The organism is uncultured Brevundimonas sp., from assembly GCF_937863155.1.
GTDB lineage: Bacteria > Pseudomonadota > Alphaproteobacteria > Caulobacterales > Caulobacteraceae > Brevundimonas.
On record NZ_CALMFB010000005.1, the window covers coordinates 45,847 to 56,714 of the forward strand.

At 68.5% G+C, this 10,868-nt stretch carries 13 protein-coding genes and 1 tRNA gene; 10 read left to right on the top strand and 4 right to left on the bottom strand.

All coding sequences use genetic code 11. From position 1 onward, the window contains the following. Nucleotides 1-35: 35 nt before the first annotated feature. A complete protein-coding gene (locus Q0581_RS00595; RefSeq protein WP_298696356.1) occupies nucleotides 36-458 on the top strand; it encodes a hypothetical protein in 423 nt (140 codons plus the stop codon). A gap of 180 nt (nucleotides 459-638) precedes the next feature. After that, nucleotides 639-2,789, top strand: coding sequence for a sodium-translocating pyrophosphatase (locus Q0581_RS00600; RefSeq protein WP_298696358.1), 2,151 nt, complete (start codon nucleotides 639-641; stop codon nucleotides 2,787-2,789). Between the two features lie 111 nt (nucleotides 2,790-2,900). On the opposite strand, the gene bamE is transcribed toward Q0581_RS00600, so the two are convergent. Next, nucleotides 2,901-3,392, bottom strand: coding sequence for an outer membrane protein assembly factor BamE (gene bamE, locus Q0581_RS00605; protein ID WP_298696360.1), 492 nt, complete (start codon nucleotides 3,390-3,392; stop codon nucleotides 2,901-2,903). Between the two features lie 88 nt (nucleotides 3,393-3,480). Here bamE and Q0581_RS00610 point away from each other — a divergent pair, with 88 nt between their 5' ends. The 7 genes from Q0581_RS00610 to Q0581_RS00640 all read left to right on the top strand — a co-directional run bounded on the left by Q0581_RS00610 (nucleotide 3,481) and on the right by Q0581_RS00640 (nucleotide 7,640). Further along, complete coding sequence (locus Q0581_RS00610) at nucleotides 3,481-4,005, top strand: ubiquinol-cytochrome C chaperone family protein (RefSeq protein ID WP_298696363.1); 525 nt, start codon at nucleotides 3,481-3,483, stop codon at nucleotides 4,003-4,005. Continuing rightward, nucleotides 4,002-4,535 (top strand): DUF177 domain-containing protein, encoded by a 534-nt coding sequence (locus Q0581_RS00615; protein WP_298696366.1) that lies wholly within the window; start codon nucleotides 4,002-4,004, stop codon nucleotides 4,533-4,535. The genes Q0581_RS00610 and Q0581_RS00615 overlap by 4 nt, the downstream gene beginning before the upstream one ends. Nucleotides 4,536-4,628: 93 nt before the next feature. After that, nucleotides 4,629-5,717, top strand: coding sequence for a phosphate acyltransferase PlsX (gene plsX / locus Q0581_RS00620; RefSeq protein WP_298696369.1), 1,089 nt, complete (start codon nucleotides 4,629-4,631; stop codon nucleotides 5,715-5,717). Further along, the gene (locus tag Q0581_RS00625; protein ID WP_298696372.1) at nucleotides 5,714-6,691 is read left to right on the top strand and encodes a beta-ketoacyl-ACP synthase III; all 978 of its coding nucleotides are present in this window, start codon (nucleotides 5,714-5,716) and stop codon (nucleotides 6,689-6,691) included. Before plsX ends, Q0581_RS00625 begins: the two co-directional genes overlap by 4 nt. A 41-nt stretch (nucleotides 6,692-6,732) precedes the next feature. Beyond that, nucleotides 6,733-7,074 (top strand): integration host factor subunit alpha, encoded by a 342-nt coding sequence (locus tag Q0581_RS00630; protein ID WP_298696375.1) that lies wholly within the window; start codon nucleotides 6,733-6,735, stop codon nucleotides 7,072-7,074. Nucleotides 7,075-7,079: 5 nt separating this feature from the next. Then, entirely contained in the window at nucleotides 7,080-7,502 is a 423-nt protein-coding gene (locus Q0581_RS00635; RefSeq protein WP_298696377.1) for a MerR family transcriptional regulator, read from the top strand. A gap of 61 nt (nucleotides 7,503-7,563) precedes the next feature. After that, nucleotides 7,564-7,640: transfer RNA gene (locus tag Q0581_RS00640), tRNA-Pro, on the top strand. A 70-nt stretch (nucleotides 7,641-7,710) separates the two neighbouring features. Here Q0581_RS00640 and Q0581_RS00645 read toward each other — a convergent pair. Both Q0581_RS00645 and Q0581_RS00650 read right to left on the bottom strand, forming a co-directional pair. Next, nucleotides 7,711-7,905, bottom strand: a complete 195-nt coding sequence (locus Q0581_RS00645; RefSeq protein WP_298696380.1) for a DUF2842 domain-containing protein — start codon at nucleotides 7,903-7,905, stop codon at nucleotides 7,711-7,713. Continuing rightward, entirely contained in the window at nucleotides 7,905-8,156 is a 252-nt protein-coding gene (locus tag Q0581_RS00650; RefSeq protein WP_298696383.1) for a transglycosylase, read from the bottom strand. Before Q0581_RS00650 ends, Q0581_RS00645 begins: the two co-directional genes overlap by 1 nt. 140 nt (nucleotides 8,157-8,296) lie before the next feature. Here Q0581_RS00650 and Q0581_RS00655 point away from each other — a divergent pair, with 140 nt between their 5' ends. Further along, the gene (locus Q0581_RS00655; protein WP_298696386.1) at nucleotides 8,297-9,424 is read left to right on the top strand and encodes a COX15/CtaA family protein; all 1,128 of its coding nucleotides are present in this window, start codon (nucleotides 8,297-8,299) and stop codon (nucleotides 9,422-9,424) included. Here the strand turns inward: Q0581_RS00655 and Q0581_RS00660 are convergent. Beyond that, nucleotides 9,393-10,808: an alkaline phosphatase PhoX gene (locus Q0581_RS00660; protein WP_298696389.1), complete on the bottom strand. Its 1,416-nt coding sequence runs from the start codon at nucleotides 10,806-10,808 to the stop codon at nucleotides 9,393-9,395. The two genes, Q0581_RS00655 and Q0581_RS00660, sit on opposite strands and share 32 nt — an antisense overlap. Nucleotides 10,809-10,868 lie beyond the last annotated feature (60 nt).

Here is a 10,868-nt window from a genome sequence, read left to right on the forward strand (position 1 = left end):
ACCAAATCCTAATGCGGGTCGATCAGAATGGCCCGATGGATCGCCGCACCCTGATCGCCGCCAGTCTCGCCGCCGCCAGCGTGGGCGGCCCCGCCGTCGCGGGCCCGGGTGGAGGAGAGGCGGCGGCGCCCGCGCTGGGCATATCGGGCGTGGGCCTGCCGGTGATCGAGGGCGGGCGGGTGCGCAACTATGTGTTCGTGTCGCTGAAACTGCATCTGGGCGCCGGCAAGACGCCCCAGGAGATGCGGGCCAAGGAAGCCTATTTCCGCGACGCCCTGGTCAAGGCGGCGCATCGCACGCCCTTTCTGGTTCCGGGCGACTGGACCCGGTTGGACGAGGCGGCCCTGCAACGCAGCCTGATGGCCGACGCGGCGCGAATCGCCGGGCGTGGCGCCGTGACCCGCGTCGAGATCATCGCCCAGGCGCCGCGCCGTCGCACCGGCGTCCGCGCCGGCTGACAGCTGTTCTCAAAAGGCCGGTTGCGTCAGCCTGACGCATTTGGCACGTTTCCGCCGCATTTCCCGCGGGACGCGCTGTGGCGTCCGTGAGCGCACGGGGGGACCGGAAGGCGGACAGAGGCAAAACGCCCGCCGCGCCAAGGGTCCGCGCGCCCAAGGCAATTGAGGTTGGAAACACCCATGACGAACTATCTGTGGCTGGTCATTGCGGCCGGCGCTCTGGGGGTGCTGTACGGCGCCGTACAGACCGCCGCCCTGATGAAGGCCGGAACCGGCAACGACCGGATGCGCGAGATCGCGGCGGCCATTCAGGAAGGCGCATCCGCCTATCTGCGGCGCCAGTACACCACCATCGGCATGGTCGGGGTCGTGATCCTGATCGCCGCCTGGCTGTTGATCGGCCCGTGGGCGGCCATCGGCTTCCTGATCGGCGCCGTGCTGTCGGGCGCGGCGGGTTTCGCCGGCATGCTGATCTCGGTCCGCGCAAACGTGCGCACGGCCCAGGCGGCGTCGGAAAGCCTGTCCAAGGGTCTGGACCTGGCCTTCCGGTCGGGCGCCATCACCGGCATGTTCGTGGCCGGCGGCGCCCTGTTGGGCGTGGCGGGCTATTACGCCTTCATGACGCTGGGCATGGGCTTTGAAAGCACCAGCCGCGAGGTCGTGGACGGCCTGGTGGCCCTGGGCTTCGGCGCCTCGCTGATTTCGATCTTCGCGCGTCTGGGCGGCGGCATCTTCACCAAGGGCGCCGACGTGGGCGGCGACATGGTGGGCAAGGTCGAGGCCGGCATCCCCGAGGATGACCCCCGCAACGCCGCGACCATCGCCGACAATGTGGGCGACAACGTCGGCGACTGCGCCGGCATGGCCGCCGACCTGTTCGAGACCTATGCCGTCACCATCGTGGCGACCATGGTCCTGGCCGCCATCTTCTTCCGCGGCCAGCCCTATGTGGACGTGATGATGCTGCTGCCGCTGGCCATCTGCGGCGTCTGCATCGTGACCTCGATCATCGGCAGCTTCTTCGTGCGTCTGGGCAAGAGCCAGAACATCATGGGCGCCCTGTATCAGGGTCTGATCGTCACCGGCGTCCTGTCGGTCGGCGCGGTCTGGTGGATCATCAACACCCTGGTCACCGGTCCGATCCAGACCAACGGCGGCCTGATGATCGAGCCGATGAACCTGTTCTGGTCCGGCGTGGTCGGCCTGGTCGTGACGGCCGCCATCGTGGTCATCACCGAATACTACACCGGCACCGGCTTCCGCCCGGTGAAGTCGGTCGCCAACGCCTCGGTTTCGGGCCACGGCACCAACGTCATCCAGGGTCTGGCCATGTCGCTGGAAGCCACCGCGCTTCCGGCCCTGACCATCATCGTCGGCATCATCGTGACCTATCAGCTGGCGGGCCTGTTCGGCATCGCCATCGCCACCACCACCATGCTGGGCGTGGCGGGCATGATCGTGGCGCTGGACGCCTTCGGTCCGGTCACCGACAACGCTGGCGGTATCGCCGAAATGGCGGGCCTGCCGTCCGACGTGCGCGAAAAGACCGACGCCCTGGACGCCGTGGGCAACACCACCAAGGCGGTGACCAAGGGCTACGCCATCGGTTCGGCCGGCCTGGGCGCCCTGGTGCTGTTCGCCGCCTATACCGAAGACCTGAAGCATTTCTCGGCCGAAGCGGCGCCGGGCAGCTTCTTCGACGGTCTGGGCACGGTCGCGTTCGATCTGGCCAACCCCTATGTCGTGGTCGGCCTGCTGTTCGGGGGGCTGCTGCCCTTCCTGTTCGGCGGCATGTCGATGACCGCCGTGGGCCGCGCTGCCGAAGCCGTGGTGGCCGAGGTGCGTCGTCAGTTCCGCGAGAACCCGGGCATCATGACCGGCCAGGTCAAGCCCGAGTATGGCCGCGCGGTCGACATCCTGACCTCGGCGGCGATTCGCGAAATGATCGTGCCGTCGCTGCTGCCGGTGCTGTCGCCGATCGTGCTGTTTGTGGCGGTGCTGCTGATCCAGCCGGACAAGGCCAACGCCTTCGCCGCCCTGGGCGCCATGCTGATGGGCGTGATCGTGACCGGCCTGTTCGTGGCCATTTCGATGACCTCGGGCGGCGGCGCCTGGGACAACGCCAAGAAGGTGATCGAGGAAGGCTTCACCGACAAGAACGGCCAGATCCACGGCAAGGGCTCCGAAGCCCACAAGGCCGCGGTGACGGGCGATACGGTCGGCGATCCCTACAAGGACACCTCCGGCCCGGCGGTGAACCCGATGATCAAGATCACCAACATCGTGGCCCTGCTGCTTCTGGCGGTGCTGGCCTCGGGCAAGATCGTCTGATCCGCCGACATCGGTGACCAAGGAAAAGGCCCCGGAGAGCGATCTCCGGGGCCTTGTTCTTTTGGGGGCAGGCCTGAACTGAAGCAGAGGCCGCCAGCAGTGATCCGGTCGTCAGTCGGGGCGGCGCTGGCCCGGAACGTCGTCTTCGGTGCGCGGCAGCTGGCCACGGCCGACGTTGCCCAGCAGTTGCTCCAGCACCGTCAGGCGACGACCGCGCGTCGGCGTCTCGGCCCCATCCATGCTGACCCCTTCGCCATCGGCCAGCGACAGGGTGCGAACGGCGGCCACCTGATCCGAACCTTCGGCGAAGGTGATCTCGGTCACCGAGCGCTGGGTCACTTCGGGCCGGCGGAAGGTGTATTTCTCGGTGACCTGGCTGATGTAGTACCAGACCTGATCCTTCTCGAAGGTCGAGGTGGTCGAGGGCGAACCCAGGCGGGCCAGCACCGTGGCCTTGGTGTCCGTGCCCGCCACGACATCGGCGGGCGCGGCGTCGATGACCTGGAAGCCATTGGCGCCGACGATGGGCGCACAGGCCGCCGAGGCCAGAAGGGCCGCGCCGGCAAGGGCGCGAAGGGCGAAGACGGAAGCGTTTCGGGGCATGAGATGACGCCTGCGGGAAAACAAGGTCTTTGACCTAGCCGGACCTGCGTCCTAGTTCAACGTCGCGGCGGAAAAGGGGCCGTCGAACATGCTGCGATCACTCTTCAAGTCCCGCCCGTCACGGGCCACGGCCGAAACCCTGTACGCCCTGGCGGCGGATCAGGCGCGAACGCCCGCCTTCTATACCCGCCTGGGCGTCGCCGACCGGATCGACGCGCGGTTCGAGCTGTACACCCTGCATGTGCTGCTGCTGGTGCTGCGGCTGCGTCATGAGGGCGACCAGGGCGCCGAAACGGCCCAGGCCCTGTTCGACACCTATGTGTCTTCGCTGGACGACACCCTGCGCGAGCTGGGCGTCGGCGACATGGCGGTGGCCAAGAAGATGCGCAAGCTGGGCGAGGCCCTGTACGGCCGCATGCAGGCCTATGAGGCCGCCATCGTCGAAGCGGACGAGGCCGCGCTGTCGGCCGCCCTGGCGCGCAATGTCTATGAGAGCGAGGATCCCGCCGCCGGCGCCGCCCTGGCCCGCTATGCGCTGGACAGCCGCGCCCGGCTGGCGGATCAGCCGGCCGCGACCCTGGCCGCCGGACCCCACTGGGGAGAGATCGGATGAACGCCCAGCCGAATCAGCCGCCCCTCAGCGACATCGTGCGGGTGAACCAGATCGGCGCCGGGGTGAACCGCACCCTGACGCCCGACGCCGAGGCGCGCCGCAGGATCGCCCGGGAGCTGGACCTGGCGGCGCTGGACGCGTTCGAGGCGGTGCTGACCCTGGCGCCCGGAGAAACGGGATGGCGGCTGACCGGCCGGGTGACGGCCGAGGCGGTTCAGAGCTGCGGCCTGACGCTGGAGCCCCTGCCGGTCTCGATCGACCGCGATTTCGTCATCGAGCTGGTCGAGCGCGCTGAAGACGCCGACGCTGACGACGAGGAGATCGAAATCCTGCTGGAAGACGAGGCGCCGGACGTGATCGAGGACGGCCGTATCGACCTGGGCCAATATGCGCTGGAACAACTGGCGCTGTCGCTGGACCCATTCCCGCGCAAGCCGGGGGCCGAGTTCGTCCAGCCCCCCGAACCGGCCGAGATCAATCCCTTCGCCGTGCTGAAGACCTTCAAGACCAAGGATGACGGCGAAGGTTGACCTAAGGTCCGCCTGGTTGCATCCCATTGACGCGGCGCTATCGTCGCCCTGACTCAGCGCCGCGACAGACGGCGTGACGGAGCATCGACCCCTTTGCCATCCCTGACGACGATCTCTCTGGACGCCATGGGCGGCGATCACGGCCCGCCCGTGGTCGTGGGCGGCGTAAAGGCCTATCTGGCCCGCCACGGCGGCGAAGGCGTGCGGTTCCTGCTGCATGGCGACGAAGCCGCGATCCGCGCCGAGATGACGCGCCTGCGCCTGGACCCAGCGATCATCGAGATCCGCCATTCGGACAAGGTCGTGGCCATGGACGAAAAGCCCGCCCAGGCCATGCGCCGGGGCAAGGGCTCCAGCCTGTGGAACGCCATCGAGGCGGTGAAGACCGGCGACGCCGCGGCCGCCGTCTCGGCCGGCAACACCGGCGCCCTGATGGCGATCTCAAAGCTGATCCTGCGCATGGCCGCGCCGGGGCTGGAGCGGCCGGCCCTGGTGGCCAGTTGGCCCACGGTCAAGGGCGGGCATACCGCCGTTCTGGACGTCGGCGCCAATATCGACAGCGACGCGGCCCAGCTGATCGAATTCGCCATCATGGGCGAGGCTTTCCAGACGGCGGTGCATGGCGTCGAGCGGCCCCTGGTCGGCCTGCTGAACGTCGGCTCTGAAGACATGAAGGGCCATGAAGAGGTACGCGAGGCGCATCGCATGCTGCGCGAAGGCGCCTTCGACCTGCGCTATCACGGCTTTGTCGAGGGCACGGACCTGGCCACCGGCGAGGTGGACGTGGTGGTCACCGACGGCTTCACCGGCAATATCGCGCTGAAGACGGCCGAGGGCACGGCGCGGCTGATCTCGACCTTCCTGAAGGAGGCCCTGACCTCCAGCGTGACCTCGCGCGTTGGCGCCCTGATCGCCCTGCCGGCGCTGAAGGCCATGCGGGCGCGGATCGACCCCAACGCCATCAACGGCGGGCCGTTGCTGGGCCTGAACGGCCTGGTGGTCAAGAGCCATGGCGGCGCGACGGCGGCGGGCTTCGGCTCGGCCATCCGCATCGCGGTGGACCTGGCGCGCAGCGATTATCTGGCCAAGGTGGCCAAGAACCTGAAACGGCTGGACGCCGTCTTCGACCATTCGGCCGACGCCACGCCCGATGCGGCGGCGGCCGGGGAGAGCATCCAGTGAGCGTCACCCGTAGCGCCGTCACCGGCGTCGGTTCCTATCTGCCCGAACAGATCGTCACCAATGACGACCTGGCCAGGATCGTCGACACCTCGGACGAATGGATCATCGAGCGCACCGGCATCCGCCAGCGACACCGCGCCCGCGATGACCAGCCGACCAGCGACCTGGCGGTCGAGGCGGCGAAAAAGGCCCTGGAAAACGCCGGGCGTACGGCGGCGGACGTGGACCTGATCATCGTGGCCACCACCACGCCGGACATGACCTTTCCGGCCACCGCCTCGATCGTGCAGCGCAAGCTGGGCGTACCGGTGTGCATCGCCTTTGACATGCAGGCGGTGTGTTCGGGCTTCGTCTATGCGCTCAGCGTGGCCGACGGCTTTGTCGCGCGCGGCGCGGCCAAATGCGCCCTGGTCATCGGCGCCGAGGAGATGACCCGGCTGATGGACTGGACCGACCGGACCACCTGCGTCCTGTTCGGCGACGGCGCCGGGGCTGTGGTGCTGGAGCCGAAGGCGGGGCAGGGGACGCCCGCCGACACCGGCCTTTTGGGCTTCGCCCTGCGCTGCGACGGCAACAAGACCGACCTGCTGTATGTCGATGGCGGCCCGGCCACGACCGGCTCGGTCGGTCATCTGCGCATGGCCGGCAATCAGGTGTTCCGTCATGCCGTGGTCAATATCGCCGAGGCGGTGACGGCCGCGGTCGCCAATGCGGGCGTCCAGATCGCCGACGTCGATTGGTTCGTGCCGCACCAGGCCAATCAGCGCATCATCAAGGGCGTCGGCGACCGGCTGGGCCTGGACGAAGACAAGGTCATCTCGACCGTCGCCCAGCACGCCAACACCTCGGCGGCCTCGATTCCGCTGGCCCTGGACGCCGCCATCCGCGACGGCCGGATCAAGCGCGGCGATCTGGTTCTGCTGGAAGCCATGGGCGGCGGTTTGACCTGGGGCGCCTGCGCGATTCGCCTGTAAGGCGCATCGCAGGCTTTGACATCGCCGCTCGTTGCCGTCTTATGGGCGCGGGCGATTTTCGGGACCGGGAGGCTTTGGTGGCCGGACAACAGACTCTGACCCGTGCGGACCTCTGCGAGGCGGTTCATGACGAGGTGGGCCTGTCCCGCCAGGAGTGCTCGGCCCTGGTCGAACGCACGCTGGAGCTGATCGTCGAATCGCTGGAGCGCGGCGAGACCGTGAAACTGTCCGGTTTCGGTGTCTTCCAGGTGCGCGACAAACGCGCCCGCATGGGCCGCAATCCCAAGACGGGCGAGCCGGCGACCATCCATCCGCGCCGCGTCATCAGCTTCCGCGCCTCCCAGATCATGAAGGGCCGGGTCCACGACGCCGTGGTGGACTGACCCGCGTGGCCAAGAGCCCCAACGCCTTTCGCAGCATTTCCGAAGCCGCCGAAGAGGTGGGCGCGCCCCAGCATGTGCTGCGCTTCTGGGAAACCAAATTCAGCTTCATCACCCCCGTGAAACGGGCCGGCGGCCGGCGGTTCTATCGCCCGCAGGACGTGGCGATCCTGAAAGCCGTCAGAAAGCTGCTGCATGACGACGGCCTGACCATCCGGGGCGTCCAGCGCCTGCACAAGGACGGCGGGCTGAAGCGGCTGCTGGACGGCGAGGGCGTGGATGTCGGCGCCGCCGTGGCCCCGGCCGAAGCCGCGCCTGCGGCCCCGTCGGCGCGGGGACCGGCGCCGGTGGCGTCCTCGGTCCGGCTGCGGGGTCTGCTGGTCCAGATCGAGAGCGCGCGGGCGCGTCTGGACGCCGTTCTGGCCCGTTAGGCCGATCCATCGATTTTGGGGTTTGCGGCGCAGCGAAGCCCCGTCTATAGGGAGCGCCTCTCGGAGCGTGGCGCAGCCTGGTAGCGCACTTGACTGGGGGTCAAGGGGTCGCAGGTTCGAATCCTGTCGCTCCGACCATTCAAATCCCTGATTTGCATGGCGTCCGAGGCGGGCGGCGGGTCGCAGGACCAGCCGCCCGTTCGCCGTTTCAGCCCTTTTCCGCCCACTTCAGCAGCGGGAACAGGGGCACGCCCCAGCCCATGCCGGCGACGGCGTAGAACAGCAGCTGGACCAGGAAATTGTCCGGCAGCCGCGTCGACAGGCTGACGGCCCCCCAGACCCAGAAGATCAGGAAGGCCAGAACACCGACCGAGGCGACGAAACGCCGCGCGCGCGGCGGCATCAGCGCTTGTTCCGAAACAGGAAGAAGGCGACCAGGCAGATCACAGCTCCCGCCATGGCCCAGCCGACCCAGGTCCAGTCCGTCAGGGTGGCCACCGTGAACACCCGCAGCGCCAGAAAGGCCCCGCAGGCCGCCCCCACGCCCGAGACCAGCAGGGTGGCGAAGAAGCCGCGACGGCCGGTGATCTGATCGGCGATCGCCGCCAGGATTAGCACACCCAGGGCCGCGGCGATGATTTCGGCGTATTGCACGTCCTGCTCCTGAAAACCTGTGCGACCGCCGGTCGCTCGAAACCGACTCGATCTCGTCACCGGAGACGGGCATATCCCGTGCGAGACGTCCAGCGGCCACGCTGGGCGATGAGCATATCGGGCTTAACGGCAGGCGTCGAATGAACCGTTTCGGGATCCGGGATCGGGACCGCGTCGTGGCGGTGTGGATGTTCATCACCGCCGCCCTGGTCTTCGCCATGGTGGTGGTGGGCGGGGCGACGCGGCTGACCGGTTCGGGCCTGTCGATCACCGAATGGGCGCCGATCCTGGGCGCCGTGCCGCCGCTGAACGACGCCCAGTGGGCCGAGGCCTTCGACAAGTACAAACAGATCCCCCAGTACGCCCAGGTCAATGCGGGCATGAGCCTGGCCGAGTTCCAGGGCATCTTCTGGTGGGAATGGGCGCACCGGTTCCTGGGGCGGTTCATCGGCCTGGTGGTCGGGGTTCCGGTCATGTTGGCCCTGGTGGCGCGGCTGCTGACGGCGACGATGTTCCGCACGGCCGGGCCGGGGTCGCTGCTGCGCAAGATGGGCCTGCCGGATCGGCTGTTCTGGCGGGTGCTGGTGCTGTTCGCCCTGGGGGGGCTTCAGGGGCTGGTCGGCTGGTGGATGGTGGCCTCGGGCCTGAGCGAGCGGGTCGATGTCGCGCCGGAGCGGCTGGCCACGCACCTGGGCCTGGCGCTGGTCATTCTGATGGGGGCGGTCTGGACGGGGCTGGAGGCGTGGGCCGGGCCGGAGCATTCGCGTTCGCCCGCCGGATGGTCGCGCGGGGCGGCGATGCTGCTGGGGGTCGTCTTCGTTCAATGCCTGTTGGGCGCCCTGGTGGCCGGGGCCAAGGCGGGCTTCGTCTATACCGACTGGCCGCTGATGAACGGCGCGGTCCTGCCCCCTGTCGACTGGGCCGGGCTGGGCGTTCTGGCCGTGCTGCACGATCAGGGGCTGGTGCAGTTCATGCACCGCCTATGGGGCTATGGCCTGCTGGTGTTCGTGACGGTCTATGCAGTCCAGGCGTGGCGCTGGCGATTAGCCGAAGGGTCCGGGGCGGCGGCCATGGCCACCGCGGCCTCGGTCTGGCTGCAGGCGCTGCTGGGGATTTTCACCCTGATCCACGCCGTGCCGCTGATGCTGGGGGTGCTGCACCAGGCGGGGGCGGCGGTGGTGCTGATTCTGGCGACGCTGAACCTGTGGCTGGTGCGACGCAGCCAGCCGCGCCTGTTCACATCTGGACGGTCGCCCAGGGGCCTGTGATCGCGAAGGTGATCCCCGGCGTCTGTACATTGACGAACAGCACCGATCCGTCCGGCGAGAAACAGACCCCCGCGAACTCCGAGTTGGTGATGTAGGCGCTCTTGGCCACGGCATAGGTCCGGCCGTCCGGCGTCACGCCGCGCAGGAAGTTGGGGTTCTGCTCCGAATAGTTGTCTTCGCAGACGAACAGATGCCCCCACGGCGCGACCGTCAGATTGTCGCCCATGTTCAGCACCCGCGCGTCGGTGCTTTCGACGAACAGCTGAAGCCGGCCCGGACGGCGACTCTCGCCCGCGCGGCCTTCGTCGGGCGAGGGGACATAGCGCAGCACCTGGCCGCGCCCGATCGGCCCGCCCGAGGTGGCGGTCAGATACAGTTCGCCGTCGCCCCAGTGGATGCCTTCCCCGCGCGAGACCAGGGCGGCGCCATCGGCGTGACCGCGCTGGCGCAGGTCGCCGTTCGGGCTTTCGACCTCCGCCAGATCGATCCAGTCGACAGCCAGCCCGTCGCCGGTGTTCCACAGCCGGTCGGTCTTGTTCGAGGTGTCGGCGCCGCGCTTGTCGCGGATCACCATGGCCTGCAGCCGCCCGCCGCGCGCCATCTCGCCGCGCACTTCCGGGATGAAGCGGTAGAACAGGCCGTCGATCTTGTCTTCGGTCAGATAGACGACGCCCGTGCGCGGATCGACGGCCACGGCCTCATGGTCGAACCGGCCCATGGCCTTCAGCGGCACGGGGTCGGCCAGGCCGCGATCCAGGGCCGGCACCTCGAACACCCAGCCGTGGGTCTGGGCCACATCGGCGGTGTCGGGCGTGGCCTCGGTCTCTTCGCAGGTCAGCCAGCTGCCCCAGGGCGTCAGGCCGCCGGCGCAGTTGGTCGAGGTGCCCGCCAGGCTGAGGCGCTGCGACACGGTGCGGCCGGTGGCCAGGTCATAGATCTGGGTCGAGGTGCCGCCCGGCAGCACCTTGCCGTTCTTGTAGGTTCCATAGGCGCGCTCGCGCGGGATCAGGTCCAGCCGTTCCTGGTTCAGCCCGCCGGGGCCCCAGTTGCGGTGGCTGCGGCTGCCGTGTCTCAACTCGTGGTTCCGCACCAGGGCGACGCGCGTGCCCCCGGCCGGGAAACAGGCCATGCCGTCGAACTGGCCCGGCAGGAACAGGCCGTCGTCCATCGTCTCGCCGCCCTGGGCGATGATGCGGTACGAAAAGCCCTCGGGCAGGTCCAGGATGCGATTCGCATCGGGCTTCAGCGCGCCATAGCCGGGAACCTGGTTCAGCGGTCCCTGTTCGACGCTGGGCGCCGTCTGGGCGACCGCGCTGCGCGACAGGCCCGAAAAGGCCATGACGGCGGCGCCGCCGGAAATCAGGCCGCGACGATCCAGACGCATGACGAACTCCCAATCCAACCGCCGCGCTTATGCCCGGTGCGGTTCAAGCTTTGATGACAC

Bases quoted from the DNA above. Each gene is read 5' to 3' on its own strand.
- Q0581_RS00600 (WP_298696358.1), top strand. From the start codon at position 639: ATGACGAACTATCTGTGGCTGGTCATTGCGGCCGGCGCTCTGGGGGTG.
- bamE (WP_298696360.1), bottom strand. From the start codon at position 3,392: ATGCCCCGAAACGCTTCCGTCTTCGCCCTTCGCGCCCTTGCCGGCGCG.
- Q0581_RS00630 (WP_298696375.1), top strand. From the start codon at position 6,733: ATGGGCGCGGGCGATTTTCGGGACCGGGAGGCTTTGGTGGCCGGACAA.
- Q0581_RS00615 (WP_298696366.1), top strand. From the start codon at position 4,002: ATGAACGCCCAGCCGAATCAGCCGCCCCTCAGCGACATCGTGCGGGTG.
- Q0581_RS00645 (WP_298696380.1), bottom strand. From the start codon at position 7,905: ATGCCGCCGCGCGCGCGGCGTTTCGTCGCCTCGGTCGGTGTTCTGGCC.
- Q0581_RS00595 (WP_298696356.1), top strand. From the start codon at position 36: ATGGATCGCCGCACCCTGATCGCCGCCAGTCTCGCCGCCGCCAGCGTG.
- Q0581_RS00610 (WP_298696363.1), top strand. From the start codon at position 3,481: ATGCTGCGATCACTCTTCAAGTCCCGCCCGTCACGGGCCACGGCCGAA.
- Q0581_RS00655 (WP_298696386.1), top strand. From the start codon at position 8,297: ATGAACCGTTTCGGGATCCGGGATCGGGACCGCGTCGTGGCGGTGTGG.
- Q0581_RS00660 (WP_298696389.1), bottom strand. From the start codon at position 10,808: ATGCGTCTGGATCGTCGCGGCCTGATTTCCGGCGGCGCCGCCGTCATG.